General features: G+C 67.9%; 23 protein-coding genes. 12 read left to right on the top strand and 11 right to left on the bottom strand.

Annotated features, from left to right (window positions below):
• Positions 1 to 14 precede the first annotated feature (14 nt).
• From L687_RS24410 to L687_RS24395, 4 genes are all read left to right on the top strand, one after another.
• On the top strand, positions 15 to 1322 hold the full coding sequence (locus L687_RS24410) for an ABC transporter substrate-binding protein (protein ID WP_084487238.1): 1308 nt from the start codon (positions 15 to 17) through the stop codon (positions 1320 to 1322).
• Between the two features lie 70 nt (positions 1323 to 1392).
• Positions 1393 to 2265 (top strand): carbohydrate ABC transporter permease, encoded by an 873-nt coding sequence (locus L687_RS24405; RefSeq protein ID WP_021198417.1) that lies wholly within the window; start codon positions 1393 to 1395, stop codon positions 2263 to 2265.
• The gene (locus L687_RS24400) at positions 2262 to 3155 is read left to right on the top strand and encodes a carbohydrate ABC transporter permease (RefSeq protein ID WP_084487234.1); all 894 of its coding nucleotides are present in this window, start codon (positions 2262 to 2264) and stop codon (positions 3153 to 3155) included. The genes L687_RS24405 and L687_RS24400 overlap by 4 nt, the downstream gene beginning before the upstream one ends.
• Before the next feature lie 2 nt (positions 3156 to 3157).
• Complete coding sequence (locus tag L687_RS24395; RefSeq protein ID WP_031206701.1) at positions 3158 to 3856, top strand: alpha/beta fold hydrolase; 699 nt, start codon at positions 3158 to 3160, stop codon at positions 3854 to 3856.
• Position 3857: 1 nt separating this feature from the next.
• Here the strand turns inward: L687_RS24395 and L687_RS24390 are convergent, their stop codons facing one another.
• The 3 genes from L687_RS24390 to hisD (L687_RS24380) are packed head-to-tail and all read right to left on the bottom strand — an operon-like array spanning position 3858 to position 6696.
• On the bottom strand, positions 3858 to 4613 hold the full coding sequence (locus tag L687_RS24390; protein ID WP_021198414.1) for an HpcH/HpaI aldolase family protein: 756 nt from the start codon (positions 4611 to 4613) through the stop codon (positions 3858 to 3860).
• Positions 4613 to 5371, bottom strand: coding sequence for an SDR family NAD(P)-dependent oxidoreductase (locus L687_RS24385; RefSeq protein WP_021198413.1), 759 nt, complete (start codon positions 5369 to 5371; stop codon positions 4613 to 4615). The genes L687_RS24390 and L687_RS24385 overlap by 1 nt, the downstream gene beginning before the upstream one ends.
• Positions 5368 to 6696, bottom strand: a complete 1329-nt coding sequence (hisD, locus tag L687_RS24380) for a histidinol dehydrogenase (protein WP_021198412.1) — start codon at positions 6694 to 6696, stop codon at positions 5368 to 5370. Before hisD (L687_RS24380) ends, L687_RS24385 begins: the two co-directional genes overlap by 4 nt.
• 101 nt (positions 6697 to 6797) lie before the next feature.
• Between hisD (L687_RS24380) and L687_RS24375 the strand changes: the two genes are divergently transcribed.
• The 4 genes from L687_RS24375 to L687_RS24360 all read left to right on the top strand — a co-directional run bounded on the left by L687_RS24375 (position 6798) and on the right by L687_RS24360 (position 10991).
• A complete protein-coding gene (locus L687_RS24375) occupies positions 6798 to 7799 on the top strand; it encodes a LacI family DNA-binding transcriptional regulator (protein ID WP_084487232.1) in 1002 nt (333 codons plus the stop codon).
• A gap of 156 nt (positions 7800 to 7955) precedes the next feature.
• The gene (locus tag L687_RS24370) at positions 7956 to 8936 is read left to right on the top strand and encodes a nuclear transport factor 2 family protein (RefSeq protein ID WP_021198410.1); all 981 of its coding nucleotides are present in this window, start codon (positions 7956 to 7958) and stop codon (positions 8934 to 8936) included.
• Between the two features lie 20 nt (positions 8937 to 8956).
• A complete protein-coding gene (locus L687_RS24365) occupies positions 8957 to 10126 on the top strand; it encodes a cupin domain-containing protein (protein ID WP_021198409.1) in 1170 nt (389 codons plus the stop codon).
• Positions 10119 to 10991, top strand: a complete 873-nt coding sequence (locus L687_RS24360) for a nitrilase-related carbon-nitrogen hydrolase (RefSeq protein WP_021198408.1) — start codon at positions 10119 to 10121, stop codon at positions 10989 to 10991. The genes L687_RS24365 and L687_RS24360 overlap by 8 nt, the downstream gene beginning before the upstream one ends.
• Positions 10992 to 11184: 193 nt before the next feature.
• Here the strand turns inward: L687_RS24360 and L687_RS24355 are convergent, their stop codons facing one another.
• On the bottom strand, positions 11185 to 12126 hold the full coding sequence (locus tag L687_RS24355; RefSeq protein WP_021198407.1) for a LysR family transcriptional regulator: 942 nt from the start codon (positions 12124 to 12126) through the stop codon (positions 11185 to 11187).
• Between the two features lie 76 nt (positions 12127 to 12202).
• Here L687_RS24355 and hisD (L687_RS24350) point away from each other — a divergent pair, with 76 nt between their 5' ends.
• Entirely contained in the window at positions 12203 to 13519 is a 1317-nt protein-coding gene (gene hisD / locus L687_RS24350) for a histidinol dehydrogenase (protein WP_021198406.1), read from the top strand.
• A 131-nt stretch (positions 13520 to 13650) separates the two neighbouring features.
• On the opposite strand, the gene L687_RS24345 is transcribed toward hisD (L687_RS24350), so the two are convergent.
• Together L687_RS24345 and L687_RS24340 are read right to left on the bottom strand one after the other, a co-directional pair.
• Positions 13651 to 14403 carry an SDR family NAD(P)-dependent oxidoreductase gene (locus L687_RS24345; protein WP_029265225.1) on the bottom strand — a complete coding sequence of 251 codons (753 nt, stop codon included), beginning with the start codon at positions 14401 to 14403 and terminating at the stop codon, positions 13651 to 13653.
• Positions 14404 to 14671: 268 nt separating this feature from the next.
• Positions 14672 to 16057, bottom strand: a complete 1386-nt coding sequence (locus L687_RS24340; RefSeq protein ID WP_084487230.1) for a formylglycine-generating enzyme family protein — start codon at positions 16055 to 16057, stop codon at positions 14672 to 14674.
• A 117-nt stretch (positions 16058 to 16174) separates the two neighbouring features.
• Here L687_RS24340 and L687_RS24335 point away from each other — a divergent pair, with 117 nt between their 5' ends.
• The 3 genes from L687_RS24335 (at position 16175) to L687_RS24325 (ending at position 19059) form a co-directional block, all read left to right on the top strand.
• Positions 16175 to 16564, top strand: a complete 390-nt coding sequence (locus L687_RS24335) for an ArsR/SmtB family transcription factor (RefSeq protein ID WP_021198403.1) — start codon at positions 16175 to 16177, stop codon at positions 16562 to 16564.
• Positions 16565 to 16566: 2 nt separating this feature from the next.
• Positions 16567 to 17544 (top strand): SRPBCC family protein, encoded by a 978-nt coding sequence (locus L687_RS24330; protein ID WP_021198402.1) that lies wholly within the window; start codon positions 16567 to 16569, stop codon positions 17542 to 17544.
• Positions 17545 to 17706: 162 nt separating this feature from the next.
• On the top strand, positions 17707 to 19059 hold the full coding sequence (locus L687_RS24325; RefSeq protein WP_021198401.1) for a flavin monoamine oxidase family protein: 1353 nt from the start codon (positions 17707 to 17709) through the stop codon (positions 19057 to 19059).
• On the opposite strand, the gene L687_RS24320 is transcribed toward L687_RS24325, so the two are convergent.
• From L687_RS24320 to L687_RS24305, 5 genes are all read right to left on the bottom strand, one after another.
• On the bottom strand, positions 19050 to 19775 hold the full coding sequence (locus tag L687_RS24320; protein ID WP_021198400.1) for a Pr6Pr family membrane protein: 726 nt from the start codon (positions 19773 to 19775) through the stop codon (positions 19050 to 19052). The two genes, L687_RS24325 and L687_RS24320, sit on opposite strands and share 10 nt — an antisense overlap.
• 92 nt (positions 19776 to 19867) lie before the next feature.
• Positions 19868 to 20257, bottom strand: a complete 390-nt coding sequence (locus L687_RS24315) for a DoxX family protein (protein WP_021198399.1) — start codon at positions 20255 to 20257, stop codon at positions 19868 to 19870.
• A 29-nt stretch (positions 20258 to 20286) separates the two neighbouring features.
• A complete protein-coding gene (locus L687_RS24310; RefSeq protein WP_021198398.1) occupies positions 20287 to 21036 on the bottom strand; it encodes a ribonuclease H family protein in 750 nt (249 codons plus the stop codon).
• Between the two features lie 57 nt (positions 21037 to 21093).
• Entirely contained in the window at positions 21094 to 21399 is a 306-nt protein-coding gene (locus tag L687_RS0120715) for a hypothetical protein (protein ID WP_021198397.1), read from the bottom strand.
• Positions 21400 to 21494: 95 nt separating this feature from the next.
• On the bottom strand, positions 21495 to 21830 hold the full coding sequence (locus L687_RS24305; RefSeq protein ID WP_021198396.1) for a hypothetical protein: 336 nt from the start codon (positions 21828 to 21830) through the stop codon (positions 21495 to 21497).
• Between the last annotated feature and the right edge of the window lie 28 nt (positions 21831 to 21858).

Raw genomic sequence — 21858 nt, 5'->3', positions numbered from 1 at the left:
ATACCATCGGCGTCATGGGACACATGAAGCATCGGACATTGCCGGTACTCGCCCTCGCAGCCGTGGGCATGGTCGCCCTCTCCAGCTGCGGCGCCGGGACCCGCACCGACAACCAGAACGCGACAACGGTGTCGTGCGACTACACCGCTCCTGAGGGCTCGACCACGGTCAACGTCCTCGCCTACAATTCCTCCGCCATCGACCCCTTCACCGACACCATGGTGTCGAGCTGCACGACCGACGACGTGCAACTGAAGCACGACCCGATCGACTTCGGCGGGCAGGTGACCAAGACCACCGCCACCCTCTCCGGCGAAACGGGCACGTACGACATCGTCGAGACCTACGGTTTCGTGATCCCCAGCCTCGCGCAGGAGGAGAAACTCGTTCCTCTGAACGATCTCTTCGACAAGTACGCGGATGATTACGGCCTCGACGCGATCAGCGAGTCGATGCGTGAGGGCATGTCGTTCGACGGCGAGCTCTACGCCCTGCCCATGCAGGCGCAGATGTTCGTGATGGCCTATCGGACGGACATCTTCGACGATCTGGGTCTCGAGGTGCCGACGACATTCGACGAGATGATCTCCGCGGCCGACGCCATCAAGACGGCCGGACTCATGGACTATCCGATCGCCCTGCCCTGGCTCGCCACGAGCGACGTCACGACGAGCTTCCAGGCCGCGATGAACTCCCTCGGCAGCGACTTCGTCGACGAGAGCGGAGATGTGACTCTCGACACCCCTGAGGCGAAGCAGGCCGTCGATGCGATGCTCGCGCTCAAGCCCTACATGGATCCGCAGGTGACCACCTTTGATCAGCCGAAGGTGCAGCAGCAGATGTTCAACGGCACCGCGGCGATGTCGATCATGTTCTCGGGTCGCATGATCGACCTGACCCTGCCCGCCAATTCCAAGCTCGCCGACTCCTTCGGGTTCGCCGGGGCGCCGAAGGTCACGGATGACGCGGAGTACTCCTACAACCGCCTGTCGATCGACGGCTGGTCGATCCCGTTCAACACCAAGCTCGATCACGACATGTTGTTCGTCATGATGGCTTCGGCCGTGAGCGAGGACGCGTCGAAGGCCTCCGTCCCCGCTGCCTATCCGGCGCGCGAGGGCATGGTCACCGAGAAGAACTCGCCCTACGGTGCGGCCGCGAACGACTCGCTCGCGTCGGCCAAGCCGCCCATCGTGTCGCCGGCGCTCGCCGACATCACCAACGAGATCCGGCCGATCCTGGTCGAGATCCTCAACGGCAACGTGTCCGTCGATGCCGGGCTCGCGCAGATGCAGGCAGCGGGCGAGAAGATCGCCGGCTGATCCACGCCCGCCCGTCGATGACTGTGGCCTGAGCGATGTTCAGGCCACAGTCCGTCCAGGAAGGACGCACATGAAGGCCCGTGAGTTCTGGTTGCTCTTCGCCCCGAGCCTGCTGGTGATGTCTGCGCTGCTGGTGCTACCTCTGGTCCGCACCGTGCAGTGGAGCTTCGAGCAGGTCCGCTACGGTACTCCCGGCACGTTCGTCGGGTTGGCCAACTTCACCGATGCGCTCACCGACACGCGCTTCCACAAGGCTGTTCTGTTCACGGTGGCGGTCACGGTGATCACCACCATCATCCTCCTCGTCGCCGGTTACATCATCGCCACCGGGATCAATCGCATCACCACGTCCCGCCCACTCGTGCTCGGCATCATGCTCGTCTCGTACGTGCTGCCGAACCTCGTCGGTGCCGTCGCGTTCTCGTGGTTGTTCGACGACAACTTCGGTGGCGTCGTCAATCGCCTGATCGGGTTCTTCGGGGGCACACAAGTGCTGTGGTTCACCGATCAGGTGCCCAACGCGATCCTCGTGATCGCCAACACCGTCTGGCACATGCTTCCGTTCGCGATGCTCATCATCCTCGCGGGACTGCAGGGTGTGCCGGCCGAGTTGAAGGAAGCCGCGAAGATCGACGGCGCGAGCGCATTCCAGACCCACCTGCACGTCATCATCCCGACGATCCGCGGCGTACTCGGGTTCGTGACGCTGATCACGATCATGGATGTGCTGCGGATGTTCGACAACCTCATCCCCTTGTCGCCCCAGGCGCAGTCGATCGGGAACGAGTCGATCATGCTCTACGTGTACTCCGTGGCGTTCGCCGACGGCGCCGAGAAGCTGGGACTCGGCAGCGCGATCAACGTGCTCACGATCCTCCTGATCCTCGTCATGCTGATCCCGTTCATCCGGGGCATCTTCAAGGAAGCGAAGGCAGAACGATGAGTCTCATGGCGCCCGACCTCTCGACCAGGGCCATCACGACCGGAGGCGCCTCGAAGCGCCGACGCCGTGGCCCCGCGCGTCCTCCCGTCATCACGGGCCTCCTGCTCGGTGTGCTCTGCATCGTGATGCTGAGTCCTTTCATCTGGATGACGCTCTCGGTGACGAAGCCGACAGACGTGGCGTTCGCCAACCCGCCCGTGCTCTGGGACTACCAGCCGACGCTGCAGGCATTCGTCGATCTCTGGGAGACCACGTACTTCGCGGACTACCTGGTGAACACGATCGTGGTGGCCGTCGTCTCCACCGTGATCGCCCTCATCATCGGCATCCCGGCGGCCTATGCGCTCTCGCGCTTTCCGAGCTACATCTCCGCCCTGCTGCTGGTGGTCGCGCTGATCTTCCGCGCGCTGCCACGCTTCGCGGTCGTGCTGCCGATGTACGACATCAGCCGCGCTCTCGGCATCTACGACACCACGTTCGCGCTGGCCATCGCGCTGGTCGCGATCAATCAGCCGTTCACGATCTGGCTGCTGCGCAACTTCTTCGCCGAGATCCCCAAGGAGCTCGATGAGGCGGCGATGATCGACGGCTGCACGAGGATCGGGATGCTGCGCCGCGTCATGATCCCGCTGATGGGGCCCGGGATCCTCACCGCGGGTATCTTCGTGTTCCTGTTCGCGTTCCAGGAGTACCTCACCGCGCTCGTCCTCACCGACACCTCGTCGAAGACGGTCCCGGTGTTCATCGCCACACAGCTCGGGCAGACGCTGCCGATGCTGCAACAGGCTGGAGCTGCATCGATGCTGCTCACGATCCCGGTGTTCGTCATCGCGTTCATCGCGCAGAAGTACCTCGTCGCCGGCCTCAGCGACGGCGCTGTGAAGGGGTGACGATGTTGCCGCTGGTGCTGCTCGCCGGCATGAACTGCACGCACGATCTGTGGGCGGATGTCGCACTCGAATCCGTCGTCCGCCCAGTGCTCGATCGCGACGACATCGACGAGCAGGTGCGGGTGCTGCGAGCAGATCTTCCCGAGCGGTTCGTGCTGGTCGGGCATTCCCTCGGCGCGATCGTGGCGATGGCGCTGGCCGTCGCTGCCCCGGAGCAGGTGGCCGGTATGTGCCTGGCGTCGACCAACGCCAAGGCGCCGACCAGCGCCCAGCGCGAGGGGTGGCGGGACTGGCTCGCGCGGCTCGATCGTGGCGATGGTGCGAGAGAGTTGCAGGCGAGCATCCTGCCGGCGCTGCTGGGCGATGCCGTGGCACGCGAGCGCCCCGACCTCGTCGAGCGCGCGCTCGCGATGGGAGAGAACACCGGGGTGGCCCGGCTGCGCGCCCAGCTGCATCTGCAGCTCAGTCGTCGCGACCTGCTCGACGCGCTGCCCGCCGTCTCGACGCCGACGCTGGTCGTCTCCGGCCTCGACGACCTGATCTGCCCGCCGCATTTCCATACCGAGATCGTGCAGCGAATGCCCGATGCCCGACTCGTCACCCTCGACGCCGGACACCTGCTGCCCCTCGAGCGCCCGGAGGCCTTCGGAGCGCTGCTGCGTTCGTGGCGCCTGCAGCTCACGGGGGCCGGGGCGCGCTGAGTCAGCGCAGGGGGGAGGCCAAGTCGGTGAGGTGCGTGAGAAGCGACGCGGCCAGGTTGTAGACCACGAGGTCCGCCCCTGCGGCGAAGGCCGCATCCGCTGCAGCGCGCGTGCCGACGATGTCCATGCGCAGCGAACCCGCCTCCGCCACGGCCGCGTGCACTGCGGCTATTGCTTCCGCAATGGGCGGATCGCCCTGGACCGAACTCGCGGCGAGATCCGCCGGACCGACCATGATGCCGTCGAGCCGCGGTATCCCGACGATCGTCTCGACGTTGGCGACTCCTCGGGGTGATTCGATCATGCCCAGCACCAGCGTGTTCTCGAGCCACCAGTCGCGATGCTCGGAAGGTTCGACCTGGCCGAACCGTCCCGCGCGGCTGTAGGTCGCGAACCCGCGACTGCCGATCGGTGGATACAACGCGGCGTCGATGAGAGCCACCGCATCGGCGGCGGTGTCGAGGTGCGGGGCGAGGATGCCCTCGGCGCCCTGGTCGAGCGCCCGCAGGATCAGCCCGCGATCGTGCTCTCCGACCCGGACGATCGTCGGGACCCCGTGCACGGCGGCGACGGCGATGTGCTGACGCAGAGCGGCGAGATCGGCCGGCCCGTGCTCGCAGTCGATCAGCACGAAGTCGAACCCCGAGACGGCGAGCATCTCGACGAGCTCCTCCGACGGCATCCGCAGCAGCGCGCCGATCAGCTGGTCGCCCGCGTTCGCGCGCTCTCGTAGGGAGGTGTGATCGCGCGGGGCCATCACGCCACCATCCCGGCGGAGAGGTCGACGTCTGCACCGCACATGCCCGGCATGGCGAGCATCGCCACGACGGCCTGCCCGACCTCGGTCTCTGTGACCATGCGTCCCAGCGCAGCGCGGGAGACGAAGGCCTGCTCGGCCTCGTCGACGCTTGAGCCCGACCGCTCGGCTTCCAGCCGGAAGTTCCGCTCCATCCTGGGGCCGGCGACCGGACCCGGCGAGAGAGAGTTCACCCGGACGCCGGCCGGCCCGACCTCGAAAGCCAGGGTCGAGGTGAGTCCGATCACCGCCATCTTCGACGCGCAGTACGGTGTGCGGTGCGCGAGAGGCCGCTTGCCGGAGACCGAGGCGACGTTGATCACGTCCCCGTCGCCGCGCGCGATCATGCCGGGGAGCAGCGCCCTGCAGAGGAGGAAGGTGCCGCGCACGTTCACGTCGAACACGTCGTCCCAATCGTCCACGGCGATGTCGGTGAGGGCCGCGACCGGGCCGGGGATGCCGGCGTTGTTCACGAGGATCGACACCTCCGTGCCGCCGAGCGCCTCGCGCAGGGCGTCGACGGATGCCGCTTCCGACACGTCGCACGACAACCCGCGCGCCCTCGGTCCGAGCTCCGCCGCGACCGCGGCGAGCTTGTGCTCGTCGCGGCCGACCAGGACGACGTCCGCGCCGGCGGCGTGCAGAGCCCGGGCGATGGCTGACCCGAGCCCGCTGCCGCCGCCGGTGATCACGGCCGTGCGACCGGTGAGCTCGGTCATCGCGACTGCGCTCCGACCGCGTGGCTCTCCTCGATCCAGGCGAACTCGGTGCCGGCGTGACGCCAGGCGCGCGCATCGCCGGAGCGAGCGTGCCCCTCGAACAGCTCGACGCGCGCCGCACGGCCGCAGACGGCGCCGAGCTCGGCGGACGACTGGGTGTTCTGCACCTCCTGGTAGGTCACGGTGCGCAGGTACTTGCCGACCCAGAGTCCTCCCGTGTAGCGGGCGGCGCCGAGCGTCGGCAGCACGTGGTTGGTCCCGATGACCTTGTCGCCGTAGGAGACGCAGGTGTTCTCGCCGAGGAACAGCGCACCGTAGTCGTGCATCTTCGTCAGCGCCTCGCGCGGGTTCTGGGTGAAGATCTGCACGTGCTCGGATGCGAAGCCGTCGGCGATCCGGTACGCCTCGTCGAGGTCGTCGGCCACGATCACCTGGCCCCAGTCGCGCCAGGCAGGACCTGCGTAGTCGCGAGTCGGCATCCCGGGGAGGATCTTCTCGATCCAGTCCATGACGTCCTCGGCGAGCCGCTGCGAGGTGGTGACGAGCACCGCGGGGGAGTCGGGCCCGTGCTCGGCCTGCGAGAGCAGGTCGACCGCCGTGAGGAAGGAATCGGCGTGCTCGTCCGCGACGATCAGGATCTCGGTCGGGCCGGCGAACAGGTCGATGCCCACCTCGCCGAACAGCTGACGCTTGGCCTCGGCGACATAGGCGTTGCCAGGGCCGGCGATCATGTTCACCGGATCGATCGAGTCTGTGCCCACGGCCATCGCCGCGACCGCCTGTACGCCGCCGAGGAGGTAGATCTCATCGGCGCCGGCCATCTTCATGGCGGCGATGGTGGCGGCGGGGATCTCGCCGCGGATCGGCGGAGTGCACGCGACGACGCGAGGGACGCCGGCGACCTTGGCGGTGATGATCGTCATGTGAGCGGAGGCCGTGAGCGGATACTTGCCGCCCGGGATGTACGCACCGGCGGCCTGCACGGGCACGTGCTTCTGGCCGAGGAAGACGCCGGGGAGCGTCTCGACCTCGATGTCGACCAGCGAGTCCCGCTGTGCCTGGGCGAAGCGCCGGACCTGCGACTGCACGAACTCGATGTCGGCGATCACCTGGTCGGGGAGGGTGCCGATGATCTCCGTGATCTCGTCGTCGGAGAGTCGGTAAGAGTCGCGGCTCCAGCCGTCGAACTGCTCGGCGTACCGCCGGACGGCGACGTCGCCGTCCGCTCGGATGTCGCCGATGATCGCCCGCACACGTTCGGCGACGTCCTGCTGAGCGGTGTCCGCGAACGTCTTCGTCGGCGCGGTCTTCAGATGCAGGGGCATAGCCCGTCCTTTCATTGCATACGTATGTGCTGATTATGACCGCGTATGCATTCCGGCGTCAAGGGCAGTAGAATCCCCTGGAATCGAGGGGGAGGCGTCGAATGGTTGTCACGAGTCGTGATGTGGCCCGGTTGGCAGGCGTCTCACAGCCGACGGTGTCGCGGGCGCTGCGCGACGATGCGCGCGTCTCCGACGCCACGAAGCTCCGCGTCCGGGAGGCCGCCCAGCTGCTCGGCTACGTGCCGAGCGAGGCGGGTCGAGCGCTCTCCTCCGGTCGTACGCGGCGCATCGGCCTCCTGCTCACCGACCTCGACAACCAGTTCTATTCGCACATCATCGCGCCGGTGCATCGTGAGCTCGAGGCGCAGGGGTATCAGTTGATGCTGCAGACCGAGAGTGCCGACAATGACACGGTGGTCGAGCGTCTGGTCGCGAACGGACTCGACGGTGTCATCCTCGCCACCACCACGGTCGACTCGGTGGTGCCGCTGCGCCTGCAGGATCGCGGCCTGCCGTTCGTGTACTTCAACCGCACGGGCGCGATGGTCGACGCCGATGCCACTGTCGTCGACCCGGTCCCGGGGTATCTGGAGGCGGTGGGTCGGGCGGCACGGCTGGGACACCGACGTGTCGCGGCGGTCCTCGGCCCGAGCAACACCAGCACGGCCCAGAGCCGGGAGGCCGCTCTGCGCGACGCGCTTCACGCGAACGGTCTCGCGCTGAGCGAGAGCGATACCCGCCGTGTGCCCTACGACACCACCGAGGGTGAGGCGGCGGCCGCCGAGCTGCTCGCGGCGGACCCCCGCGCGACGCTGATGTTCTGCGGCAACGACGTGGTCGCGTACGGTGCGCTCAATGCGGCCCACCGCGCGGGTCTGCGAGTGCCGGACGACCTGTCGATCATCGGCTTCGACGATCTGCCGGAGGCCGCGTGGCCGCTGATCGACCTCGCGACCGTCGGCTACGACATCGCCGGCATGGCGCGTGCTGCGGCCGGTCTCATCGTCCGGCGAATCGAGGATCCGGCGGCGGAGCGGGAGAGCGAGCGCTTCGGATCCGCATTCGTTCCGCGGCGGACTCTGGCGGCCGCCCCCTCGCTCTGAGGCGGCGCACCGGCGCGAGGCGAGCCCCGAGCCGCACATGATCACGTGTGCGCTGACTTCGCTCTTGCGCGCCCTTGTGCATACGCATACACTGACGGGAACGAGGCCTGCGATCACGGATGAACCGCAGACTCTGATCTCGAAGGAGCGAAAAGCGTGTCTCTCGACCCGGTTGCCTATCTGCCGTACAAGGACCCCGACGACTTCATCCGCGAAGTCACCGATCTGATCTGGGTCGATCGGTCGATCCACTACATTCGCGAGAACTACGAGCCCGACTCGATCGTTCACGGGGCCTACGGGACTTCGAACACGCGCGACGAGGTGATCGAGGGCACCCTCATGCGCATCTCTGCGACGCCTGATCGCACCGGCCAGGCGGCCGATGTGATCTGGGAAGCGCGCGGCGATGACGCCTTCCTCAGCTCGCACCTCGTGCTCTCCGGCCAGCTGCAGACCTCCGAGCACAGCTACACGATCGCCAACTGTCTCTACCGCAAGGGGCGCATGGTCGAGGAGTGGGTGGTCCGCGATTCCTTGGCGGGAGCCCTGGCGCAGGGCGCCGATCTCGACGAGCTGGCTCGCGCGCAGGCCTTCCGCGGCTACACCGGCTCGTGGACCGAGCCGGCGCCGTCCGACCCGATCGCGAAGGGTGACTCGGGGGCTCGGCCCGACGACTACCGGTCCGAGGTCGAGACCGTGATCGACATGATCCAGACGGTATGGAACGACCGCGACCTGCAGAAGGTGGAGAAGTTCTTCCACCGCGACCTCGTGCTCCAGACCGTCGGCAACAGGGTCGTCATCCGGCCGGAGGGATACCGCCGCGCGCTGCTGAAGTTCCTCGAGTCCTTTCCCGGCGGTCATTTCGAGATCCGCGACATCCAGACCAACTACGACGTGCGCTATGCGGGTCTACGCGTGGCCGTCACGTGGAAGTTCACCGGGGCCTACAACGGCAAGGCCAACTACGGTCCCCTCACCGGCCAGCCGGTCGACGTGCTCGGCATCTCGCAGTTCACCTTCCACCAGGGGGCGCTCGTCAAAGAGGTGCGTCTCTGGGACGACATCGCGCTGCGGGCCCAGATCGCCGGTATGCGCGGCGACGAGCCGGTCGGCCCCAGCAACATCTACTGATTCCTGAAGGAGAGAAGAACATGAGTGACGTCATCGACGACACGAAGACGATCATCGTCGACACCGCGGAGATCGAGCGTCGGACCATCCGGCGTACCGATTGGGTGCCCTGCAACTCGGCGTTCATCGACTGCCGCACCCCGGGGTCCGACCGCAAGGAGAACTACGCCTTCATCGGCGCCGGGGTCTCGCAGAACGCGAACCAGTATGTGAACCTCGAGGAGAACCACGGGTTCAACACGGGCGCAGCCGGCATGCCGAACGGCATCTCGAACAATCTGCATCTGCACTTCACAGCCGAGGTGTTCATCAACCTCGGCGGCGAGTTCCGCCTCCGCTGGGGCGTGGACGGCACGCAGGGTGAATACGTCAGCCACGACGGCGACATCGTGACGATCCCGACCTGGATCTTCCGCGGGTTCACGAACGAGGGTCCGGACGACGGCATCCTGTACACGGTGCTCGGTCGCGACGACAACGGCGGCATCATCTGGGGCCCGTCGGTTCTGCGCGAGGCGGAGTCGTATGGCCTGCACCTCACCGCCGACAACCGGCTGATCGACACCGTCGCCGGCGACGTGCTGCCGGACGACGTGGCGCTGATCACACCGATGAAGCAGCACTACATCGACGAGCTCACGACGTATACGGTCGAGGACATGCGCTCGCGCGTGATCCAGCCGGGTGACCGCAAGTACTCCGCAGCCGCGCTGCTGTGCGCAGCGGTCGAGGGTGGACGCGTCGAGCTCGCCACCGCGATCGGCTACGGAATGTCGGAGAACCGCCGTCAGGTGCCGAACGTGCACGAACCCCATTCCTTCAACCTCGCGTGGGTGAAGGCCGAGCCCGGCCAGGGAGTGCTCCGCCACCGCCACGACAAGACTCAGGCCCTGCTGTTCACGACCGGTCGTTGGGAGGTCACGCTCAACGACGACTCCACGACCACCGTGAACCTCGGCCCCGGCGACGCCTTCTCGGTTCCCGAGGGGGCCTGGCGCTCATACACCTGCATCGAGGGTGACGAGAACGGAACCGGCACGGTGCTCGTGATCAACGGCGGCGATGACCGTGTCTACCTCGAGTGGGCACCGGAGGTCGTCGAAGCCGCAGCCGCGGCCGACTGGACGATCGACCCCAACGGCTACCTCGCGCCTCTCGGGGTGATGGTCACCGCCACAGAGGATGACTGAGGGCGAAGGAGCGCGAGGCGCGGACCGCCCCTCGCGCTCCGGCGTCTCGGCTACCGCGTCGACGCCGGACGACGAGATCAGGGCCGTCGCCCTCTCGCCGGAGATCGTGCTCGGCGACGTGGACGGGAATCTCGCCCGTATCCGCGACGCCATCTCTGCGGCTGCCCGCACGGGTGCGCACCTGATCGTGCTGCCGGAGCTCGCGACGAGCGGGTATGTGTTCGCCGATCGGGAGGAAGCCTGGGGTGCGTCGATCGCCGCGGATGATCCTCGCTGGGGCATCGTGCAAGAGGCCATCCCGGAGGACGCCGTCGTCGTGGTCGGCTCCGCGGAGCGGGCGGGCGAACAGCTCTTCAACTCCGCCGCGGTACTCACCCGCACCGGGCACGTGGCCGACTACCGCAAGTCGCACCTCTGGGGCGCGGAGATCCACGTCTTCGACCGCGGATCGGAGGCCGGTCTTGTGGTCGATGTGCCTTTCGGACGCCTGGGCGTGGCGCTCTGCTACGACAACGAGTTTCCTGAGGTGCCCCGAAGGCTCGCGCTTGCCGGGGCCGATGTGCTGGCGCTGCCCGTGAACTGGCCGCTCGTGCCGCGTCCCGCGGGTGAGCACGCTCCGGAGCTTATCCAGGCGATGGCGGCCGCCCGCTCCTCGCGGCTCCCGGTGGTTGTCGCCGACCGCTGGGGGTCGGAGCGGGGCGTCGACTGGACGGACGGCACCGCCATCATCGATGAGCAGGGATGGATCGTCGCCTTCCGGGCCGTGATGGGGGCCACCGCGCGGTTGTCTCTCGCTGCAGCTCGGGACAAGACGCTGGCGCCGCACAACCACCTCTTCGGCGACCGTCGGGCCGAGCTGTACTGAAGGTCTGGCGCGGCCCCGGGTGGGGTGTGAGTCGGGTCCGGGTGGCGTATCGAGGATGCGCCGTGTCGGGTGCACGCGTCGAGTGCGGTGTCGGGCGGAGAACTCGGCGTCGGGCGGAGAACTTGGCAGCCGGGTTCCTCCCCACGGGGTGAAGTCCTCCTCACGGGGTGATCCTCCGCATCGGGGGCGAAGTTCAGTCGAGCGGGTCTGCGTCGAGGGGGGTGCGACCCCGGTGCTCCGGAAGCCGCTCGCGCAGCATCTTCTCCGCCAGCTCGGCCAGTCGCTGTGTCGCCGGCGACAGGAGCACCCCCTCGCGCTGCACGAGCGCGATCGTGTCGTGCATCGGCTCCGAGAAGGCGAATGTGCGGACACCGCTCGGGAAGCCGTCCGCCTCGGCGATCGACCGCGACACGATCGTGTCGGCGGTGCCGGCGGCCACCAGGTCGAGAGCGGTCTCGACGTGCTCGACCTCGACGGCCGGGTCGATCGAGAGTGCCTGCAGGCGGGCGCGTTCGAGGAGCTGTCGTCGGGTCGGGTCATCCCAGCCGGCGAAGGCGTCGTAGAGCACGAGCTTCGCGGCGGCGACCTCCTCGATCGTGACGGGGCCATCGTCCGGGTCTCGGGTGGCAGAGGCGTAGAGCACCTCGTCGCGGAACAGCGGGCGCACCTCCAGTCCGTCCTCGTCGACCGGCAGCACGAGCAGTCCCGCTTCCAACTCGCCTTTCGCGATCGAGCGGGCGACGTGTGCCGAGTTGATGCCGATCAGCCGCAGCCGCACGTTCGGGTGCCGGTGGTGGAACGTCTCGGCGAGGTCGGCCAGCGCATAGTACGCCGCGTTGCGCAGCACCCCGAAGGTGCACGTGCCGCGCTCAAGGGACGTCAAAGCCCGGATGGTGTCGATCCCGTTCTGGACCGCGCTCACAGTCTGCGTCGCGTGCGGCCGCAGTTCGAGCGCTGCCGTGGTCGGCAACAGGCGGCGGCTGCCGCGCGTGAACAGGGTGACGCCGAGTTCGCGTTCGAGGCGCGCGACGAGCTCGGACACAGAGGCCTGCGTCATGTCGAGGTGGGCGGCCGCGGCGGTGAAGGAGCCGTGTTCGAGCGATGCCAGGAACGCCGTCAGCTGGGTGATGGTCACAGCCAATGGTAAACCCGATGGAAAGGCACGTATCAACAGGGTTGTCGGATGATTGCAGCGGATCTAGCCTTCCTGCATGCGTTCCTCCTCGACAGTGCTCGCCCGCCTCGACGGCGCGTTCCACCACCTCAAGACTCCGCTCATCGACGCGCCGGCTGCACAGCGCGACCCGGCTGTCATCGAAACCGTCACCGCGATGCTCGCCGACATCCGCGAGCGCGGCATGGATGCGGTGCTCGACTACGCCCGGAAGCTCGACAACTACCAGGGCACGGACATCGAGCTCACCGCCGAGCAGATCGCGAGCAGCGGTGACCGTCTCGACCCCGCTCTCCGAGCCGCGATCGAACTGGGCGCTGAGCGCACGCAGGCGTTCGCGCGAGCCTCGCGGGAGCACCTGACCGACTTCGAGACCGAGTTCGTGCCCGGCATCGTCACCGGAGCCAAGTACATCCCGGTTGCCCGTGTCGGGGCGTACCTGCCGGCGGGACGGTTCCCCCTCACCGCGAGCGCGTTCATGACCGTCGGTGTCGCCAAGGCCGCAGGCGTGCCCACCGTGATCGCCTGCACTCCACCGCAGCCCGATGGAGGAGCGAACGATGCGGTCGTCTACGCCGCCTATCTCTCAGGCGTCGACCGGGTGTTCGTCATCGGCGGTGTTCAGGCGCTCGCCGCGATGGCCTACGGTCTGCTCGGGGAACTGCCCGTCGACATGCTCGTCGGCGCGGGTAACGCGTTCGTCGCCGAGGCCAAGCGCCAGCTGTTCGGCACCGTCGCGATCGACTTGCTCGCCGGTCCCAGTGAGGTCGCCGTCATCTCGGACGACACAGCCGATCCCGAGCTCGTCGCTGCTGATCTGCTCGGTCAGGCCGAGCACGGCCCGAACTCCCCTGCCGCGCTGGTGACGACGTCGGAGGACCACGGGCGCGCAGTGATCGCCGCGATCGACCGGCAGCTGGAGACGTTGGCGACCGCGGAGATCGCGGGGGCCGCGTGGCGTGACTACGGAGTCGTGACCGTCGCGAAAGACCGCGAGACAGCCGCCGCGCTCATGGACGACCTCGCCCCCGAGCACCTGGAACTGCTGACCGCCGACGACGACTGGTACCACGACAATCTGCGCAACTACGGTTCGATCTTCCTCGGTCCGTGGAGCACGGTCGCATACTCCGACAAGGGGATGGCCGGCACCAACCACGTGCTGCCGACCGCCGGGGGAGCCAAGCACAGCGCCGGGCTGTCGGTCTCGCGGTTCCTCAAGCCCTTGACCTACCAGCGCATCACGCGCGAGGCGACCCCGGCGCTGGCGAACGCCGTGCAGGTCATCTCCGACTCGGAGGGCATGGCGGCTCACAGCGCGACTGCGACCCTGCGGCTCGCCGCCCTCCAGTAGCCCGCTGCCCGCTGTCACCCGCAGGACGAAACGCCGGATGCATGAGTGCTGTCCGGCGTTTCGTCCTGCATCTGGTTTCTGTTCATGCATCTGCGCGGGCGGGCAGGGCACCGAGGCAGAAAAGGGTGGTGTCAGAGGGCGGTGTATCCGCCGTCGACGAGGTGGTAGCTGCCGGTGATGAAGCTCGCCGCATCGCTGGCGAGGAAGGCGATGAGGTTCGCGACCTCGTCGGCCTGGCCCAGGCGTCCGATCGGGTGCTTGCTCACGAGGAAGTCCTTCGCCTCGTCGCCCATGTTCGCGAGCAGCGGGGTGTCGATGAAACCGGGACCCACGGAGTTCACGCGCACGCCCTTGGCGGAGTACTCGAGCGCCGCCGACTTGGTCATGCCGACCACGCCGTGCTTGGCGGTGACGTAGGCGGGGGAGCCGGCGAAGCCGACGCTGCCGAGGATCGAGGCGATGTTCACGACCGAGCCGCCGCCGTTCGCGAGGATCGAGGGGATCTGTGCCTTCATGTTGCGGAAGACCGCGTTGAGGTTGATCGCGATGACCTTGTCCCACGCCTCGTCCTCGTACTCGGCCGTCGGAGCGCTGGCGCCGCCGATGCCCGCGTTGTTGACGCCGATGCGCAACGGGGCGAGCGAGTTGGCGAGTTCGATGGAAGAAGCGATCCAGGCCGCATCCGTCGCATCGCCGACTGAAGCCTCTGCCGTGCCGCCGGCCGCGCGGATCTCTTCGACGACCGCGTTCGCGTGCTCCGCGTTCAGGTCGTTCACGACGACGGATGCGCCGTTCTTCGCCAGCAGGAGAGCGGTCGAGCGTCCGATTCCGCTGCCTGCTCCCGTCACGATCGCCGAGCGGTTCGAGACGTCGTACTGAGCCACGAGTGACTCCACTTCCGGGCGGGCGCGGTGCCGGGAGATCTTCTCGGACGGTCCGTCCTTCACTCCAGCCTACGCCTGAAAATGTGGGGTGGATTCACGTGAATGGATGTCGGTGACGCGATGCCGCCGGCACCAGTGGACTCTGCCGGAGCAGGGAGCCCGACGAGCCCGGCCGGGGCGGTCGTTGGTCGCGCCCGTCGCGACGGAGCGTCCTCGACCGATCGGCGAGGACGCTCCGCGGCATGTGGTGGACGGTCTTCGTCGCCGTTCAGAGCACGCGCACGAGGCGGAATCCGAACATGTTGGTCGCGGTCTCCGACGAATAGTAGGCGCTGCGATAGTCCAGTCGCAGATTCTGGGGCTGATAGTTCCACGCGCCCCCACGCACGACGGGGAACGGTACTCCGCCGTCATGCGGGCTCCCGTCGTTCGCTGCGGCGGAGAGATCCTGTACCCAGTCGTCCGCGACGAATTCACGCGCGTTCCCGGTCACGTCGTACAGCCCATACCCGTTGGGCGCGAAGCTTGCCACCGGCGCGGTGTACGGGTAGCCGTCGTCGACGCCGGTGCTGTCCCAGCCGAATCCGTTGGTCTCCTTCGACGAGAGGTCGAAGCTGTTCGCGTACTCGTTCACGCGAGAGAGGTCGTCACCCCAGTAGAACGTCGTGGTCGCACCGCCACGCGCCGCCCACTCCCATTCATCTTCGCTGGGGAGTCGATAGGTTTCCCCCGTCTTCGCACTGAGCCATGACGCGTACGCGTTCGCATCTTCGCGCGTGATCGCGACGACGGGAGAATCGGTCGTCTGGGGGAATCCAGGATTCAGGTAGTCCAGCGCAGCGTTGAACTGCATGGCGGAAGGATCCCGCGGGTTCCACCATCGAGCTCCACCGCGAGGACGATACTTCGTCTCTTTGACGAACGCACTGAACTGACCGACCGTCACCTCGGTCGTGCCGAAGGCGAGTGCCTCACTGATCGTGACGTCGCGCTGGGGCGTCTCGAAATCACGACGGTTCTCCGGGACGTTCCAGATCTGCTGTTCCTCCGCTGTCGCCCCCGCAACGTAGTCGCCCTTCGGCACCACGACCATCTCCGGGAGGCCGGGAAGATCACGGAACACCGTGCCCGGTTGCGTCTGAGCGCTGACATCGGCACGCGATCCTTCCACTCGCGCCGGGCGGGTCTTGTCGCGTTTCTTCAGAGAGTCGTCCATCGATGCCACGCGGTACTGCCATTCCGCCACCGAACCCTGAAGGAACATCACGGAATCGAGCACGCCCGGTTGGTATCCGGGCTGCGTGGCGAGATCGAGCAGATAGGTGGATTCCACCTGAAGCCGCTCCAACGCCGTCTTGAAGCTCTCGTACTGCGGGATCCTCGAGCGATCTTCGTCCAGAGCGAGGATCGCTTCGTTCACCGCGGGAACGACGGCGCCATAGGTGGTCTTCGCGTCGGATCGCCACACCAGCGACTCCTCGAGATCGTCGAGTGCGCGATGGGCGGCATCTGCTCCACCGCGACCCATCGGGGATTGGGCGAAGACCGGCGTGGTCGAGGTGGCGACGAGAGCCAGCGTCAGAGCGACCGCGGCGGAGACCCGCACCGCCGTCGTGGAACCCTGCGTCGGCCCGGGATCAATATTACGTAACATGTTAAGTGTTCCATTCTGTTGATCGGGGAGTATACCCACCCCGTCTATGGCGCGAGAGTGCGATCTCGACACTTTCCCTCTTGACACACCCGCTCCGCGGGCATAACGTACAACCAAATGGTTGCACAAAGAGAACTGAGCGAAGCGGAGGTCGACCGTGTCTTCCACGCACTGGCGACGTCGACCCGGCGCGACATCCTGCGCCGGACGATCGAGCGTGAGCAGTCGGTCTCGACCCTCGCCTCCGAATACGAGATGTCGTTCGCCGCGGTGCAGAAGCACGTCGCCGTGCTCGAGGCCGCGAACCTCATCGTCAAGCGCGCCGAGGGACGCGAGCGGCTCGTCCGCGCGAACCCCGAGATGATCGCCCGCGCCAGGGCGCTCCTCGCCCGATACGAAGAGCTGTGGCGGTCGCGCATCGCCCGACTCGACGACCTGCTGGCCGAGACGCCTCGGCCCAGCTCATCCGACACGAGCGACACCACGAAGAACGAACAAGGAGACTGAACATGCCTGTCACCGACGTCACCACCGATGCCGAGAACCTGACCATGACCGTGGTCGCCGACTTCGCGGCCCCCATCGACCGCGTCTGGAGCGCGTACTCCGACCCGCGTCAGCTCGAGCGCTTCTGGGGTCCTCCCGGATGGCCGGCCACCTTCACCGCCTGGGACCACACCGTCGGCGGGCGTGCCGTCTACTCGATGAACGGTCCGCGCGGCGAGAAGTCGTCGGGTGCGTGGGAATTCGTATCGATCGACGCGCCGCACGGCTTCGAGGTCATCGACTCGTTCGTCGACGAGGAGGGAAAGCCGCTCGACGGATTCCCCGCACAGCGGATGTCGTTCTCGTTCGAGCCCACCGCCGAGGGCACCCGTATGGTGACCACGAGCCACTTCGACTCCGTCGACGCGCTCGAGCAGGTCGTCGAGATGGGCCAGGTCGAAGGCATCAAGATGGCGATGGCGCAGCTCGACACCGTGCTGCAGGATCTCCGCGAGTACGCGCAGGGCAAGGGCACACGGGTGGAGCTGCTCGACGACACCCACGTGCGCATCACCCGCCTGGTCGAGGGGCCGCGGGAGCTGGTCTGGCGCGCGCACTTCGAGCCCGAGCTCATCCGCAAGTGGATGCTCGGACCCGACGGCTGGGAGATGACGGAGTGCGTGGCCGCCACCGAGGTGGGCCAGTCGTACCGGAACTCCTGGGCGCCGGTCGGCGACACCGAGGGGCAGCCGTTCGGGTTCGAAGGTGAGGCGCTGCTGATCGACGCCCCGCGCCGGGCGGTCAGCACCGAGCGGATGCAGGGCATGCCCACCGAGACGCTCAACGATCTGAACCTGTATGAGGAGGACGGCGCGACTCTCGTCACGCTGCTCATCGAGTATCCCGACAAGGAGACGCGCGACATGATCCTCGCCACCGGCATGGCCGACGGCATGGAGTCGTCGTTCGCCCGCCTGGAGCGGGAGCTGCTCTCCGTCTGACGCTGCATCTGCGCGCAAGCAGTCGCCGTTTCAGGCGTTCACGCCGGGGCAGGCCGATCTCCCCCCGAGACGGCCTGACCCGGCGTTTCGGTCTGACCCGGCGAGGCCGAGCATCGAGGCGCCACACCTCCACGCAGGTGTTCGGGATAAGGTGGCGACACGATGAGGATCACGCGCCGCACTCTGCTCCTCGGCGCCGGAGCCGGTGTCGCTTCGGTGCTTCTCGCCTCCTGCACTCCGGAACCGGCACCCACGCCGACGCCCACTCGCACGCGCGAGCCCGAGCCTCCGCCCGGTGTCCCGGCGGCAGCCGGCAGCATCCGCAGCACCTGGACCACCGATCCGTTCGCGCTCGGCGCCGCCAGCTTCACGCCAGTGGGCGTGCTGGCCGGCACGCGTCTCGCGCTGGGGAAGCCCGTCGACGGGCGCCTGTTCTTCGCGGGGGAGGCGACGGATGAGGATGCTCCCGGAACGGTGCGCGGCGCGATCGGCTCCGGTGCGCGCGCGGCCGAGGAACTCCTGATCCCGGCGACCTCGGGAGAGCGTGTCGCCGTCGTCGGCGCAGGGCTCGCCGGAGCCACCGCTGCCGCTCTGCTCGCCGAGGGAGGGCTGGAGGTGACGGTCTTCGAGGCCAGGGATCGCGTCGGTGGGCGGGTCTACTCCCGCGTCGACGAATCGTGGCCCGTGCCGGTGCAGCTCGGCGCCTGGCTCTTCGGCGCAGACGACGCCGACGTGCTCGACCGGATGAGCGAGGGAGAGGTCGGCGTCGTCGAACTGGCCGGCGAGATCTGGCGCGGACCCGACGGAGCTGTCGACCCGGTCGACCCTCAGCCCTTCGACGCGGCGATCACGACGGCACAGGCCGCGCCCGAAGACTCCTCGGTGGCTGATGCTCTGACCGCCGCCGGAATCGATACCGCCGACCCCGCGACGACTGCGCTGCTCGCGATCCTCGCCGCCCGCACCGGTGCCGGAGCCGACGAACTGTCCAGCTGGTTCGCGCCGCCACTGCCGACAGGAGACCCGAAGGCGGCGACCGGCGACGTCACGCCATTCATCGAGCAGGCCCTGGACGGCGTCAAGGTGGGGCTCAACTCCCCGGTCGCTCGCCTCGCGTACGACGACTCCGGAGTGAGCGTGCGCCTCGGCACCGGAGAGGCGCTGTCGTTCGACCGCGTGCTCGTGACCGTGCCGCTGGGTGTGCTCCAGGACCGCAGCATCGAGTTCGACCCACCCCTGCCGTTCTCCAACCGCGGTGCGGTGTCGGCGCTCGGCATGGGCGCGATCGAGACCGTGTGGCTGCGGTGGGACGAGCCGTTCTGGGAGAACGAAGAGGCGATCTGGCACGCGGTCGGCGCCGATGTGGTGATCCCGACCTGGATCAACCTGCGACCCGCGACCGGCGAGAACGTGCTCGTGGGCATCGTGGGAGGTGCCGCGGCCGCCGAGTTCGCGAAGCTCGACGAGGACGAGGCCATCGAAGCGGCCCTCGCCTCGCTGGCCCTCTACGTCTGACCGATACGTTCACCGATCGGCGCCTGCTCGGGTGTCGGGGTCTCGGAGCTCGCGTCGACGTCCACGCGCAGTCGTCTCGGCAGCGGCATGCGGCTGACGAGCACGAGGACGGTGGCGACCGCGGCGAAGGTGCCGAGAGCGATCGCCGACGAGAGGATGAACTCCATCGGGCCGCTCACCTGTCGCGGGTCGAGGAAGTAGTACGGATACCAGCCGATGAGCGGCCCGCGGATCATGGTGGCGACACCCCAGATCACCGGGTAGGCGAGCGTCACCGGAATCACCCGCCAGGGGACGGAGCGGTGTCCGGGGGCCAGCGCCCACGCTGCCACCGTCACGGCGGGGAGCCAGAAGTGCAGCACCTGATCCGACCAGGGCACATCGATGCGGATGCCGCGGATGCCGGCCTGCCAGACCAGGATGGCGAACACGAGTCCGGCGGTGATCGTCCAGGTCAGCACGAGCGCCAGGGCGACCGTGAGCCAGCGCGGATCGCGAGCCGTGCGCAGGGCGATGACCCCCGCGATGCTCAGCAGCACCACGAACGCGATGTTCGACTGGTTGGTCAGATACGCGAAGAAGTTCTGGCTCGCGATGGTGTTCGACGCCAGTCCCCAGGCGAGTCGATGGATGAGTGCGACCAGGCAGACGGCGGCAGCGCCGAGGCGGAGCAGGCCGAAGACGGTGCGGGCCTTCACCGCTGCGTCACCACCCATTCCGTCATCAGCCGAGTCTACGGACCGCAGCTCGGAGGACCCGTCATGCGCGGAGGGTCAGCGTTCTGGTGGTGGAGAGGACGTGGCGTGAGTCAGCGTCGGGGTTCGCGGGTCGACCACAGGGCCAGCGCGACGAGCACGGGCTGGAAGAACAGCCGCACGAAGCGCTTCATGTCCGTGTCGAGCCCGAATCCGTCACGGTGGTGCATCCACTGCGCCACGTTGCCGGGAAACACAGCGACGAAGAACAGGGCGGCGAACGTGCCGACCGCACGTCGACGGCGCCGTGCCAGCAGCAGCGCGGAGCCGAGCGCGACCTCGGCCACGCCCGAGGCGAGCACCGTGGTGTCGGGGTCCAGCGGCAGCGACTCCGGCACCTGCGCCTGGAACTCCTCGCGGGCGATCGTGAGGTGCGAGACCCCCGCGAAGACGAGGGAGGCGCCGAGGAAGATGCGGCCGATGGTGCGGGCGGGAGTCGACATGGTGCGAGTGTACGCCTCGGTCGCTGGGCTCAGATCAGGCGGCGGAGCGCCTCTTCGAGCGAGACGCCCTGAGCTTCGGCGCGGTCGCGCAGCCGCGCGTGCTCGTCGGACGAGAGCGGGATGCGCAGTTCGATCGGGTCGTCGTCGGGCGCATCCAGGCCGTCGAGGAGATCGGATGCCTCGGCCCACAACGGCTCGGCGACGGCGGACGCAGCGGTCGGGGAGGCGGCGGAGGCCATCGTCGGCGAGGCCGCCCGAGCGGGGGCGGAAGCGGCGACCGGCGCCGACGCGGCGACCGCGGCTCCGGCATCCGTGCCGCGGGTGAAGCCCGGTCCTCGACGTGGTTCCTGCTTCGCCTGGTATGCCTTGGCCGCGGCGTTCGCACGTTCGTCGGCGGCCTCGTTCAGCGGGTGCCCCGCGTGCCCCTTGACCCAGGAGAACTCGACGTCACGGCCGCGGATGGCCTCGTCGATGCCCTCCAGCAGGTCGCGGTTGAGCACGGGGCCGCCGTCGGACTTGCGCCAGCCCTTGCGCTTCCAGCCCGGCATCCACTTCGTCACGGAGTCGATCACGTAGCGGCTGTCGCATTCGATCAGCAGTTTCTCGTCGGTGCCCGCCGTCGCGAGCAGCAGTTCGAGCACCGCTCGCAGTTCCCCCTGGTTATTGGTGCCGTGCGGCGATCCGCCGGCCGCCCAGTTGTCGTCGTCGATGTACCAGGCCCAGCCGTTGGGGCCGGGGTTGCCCAGGGCGGAGCCGTCTGCGGCGGCGGTGATCGTCATCCCTCAACCGTAACGGTGAGCGCGACGTCGCCTGTCGCGTGAAGGGCGAGCAGTCGGTCAGTCGTCTTCGGGGTCGTCGTCCAGCGGGTCGTCGTCCAGCGGGTCGTCGTCCAGCGGCTCGGCGTCCAGCGGCTCGGCGTCCAGCGGCTCGGCGTCACCGGTCGAGGCGGCCTCGGGGACCGGGGGCGCGACCGGGAACAGGACCGAGCTCAGGTCGCCGCTGGTCTCCGCGCCGAGCCCGATCGACAGTGGATCGACGACGGGCGCGGTGTCGAGCACCTCGGACTCGGAGCGTTCGAGCGGCTCCGAGGGCAGCACCCACTGGTTCTCTTGTTCTTCAGGCTTCTGCTGGAACAGTCCCATGAGTTCCATTGTGACCCCGAGCCGCCGTGAGGAGGCCGGATTCACACGGGATTGATCGGATGCGGCTCCGGTGGTCGTCGCCGACGTCGTGGCTGTCAGGCCGAGGCCGCGCGCCGGAAGGTGAAGTATCCCGAGACGGCGCCGTGATTCACGACGCCCGTTCCGGTGCTCATCACCCGATCGGATGTGGTGGCGCCCGATCCGACGAAGGCGTATCCCGTGTGCTCGAGGCGCCAACCGACCCTCTCGACCTCGCTGAGGAAGTAGCCGACGCTCTCGTTCTGGAGGTAGTCGTTCGCCGCCGAACCCCAGGACGACGGGGCACCGGTGAGGCGGCTGACCTCGACGTGCAGGTGCAGGAGAGGATCGCCGCGGGTGTGTGCTTCGCGTGCCGCACCGAGCAGTCGTTCAGCTTCTTCTATCGTCAGCACGAGCCCCCTCTTCGTGTCGCCGTCGGCA

The sequence above is a fragment of the Microbacterium maritypicum MF109 genome, assembly GCF_000455825.1.
Lineage (GTDB): Bacteria > Actinomycetota > Actinomycetes > Actinomycetales > Microbacteriaceae > Microbacterium > Microbacterium maritypicum_A.
This window is presented reverse-complemented; position numbering and strand designations above follow the sequence as displayed.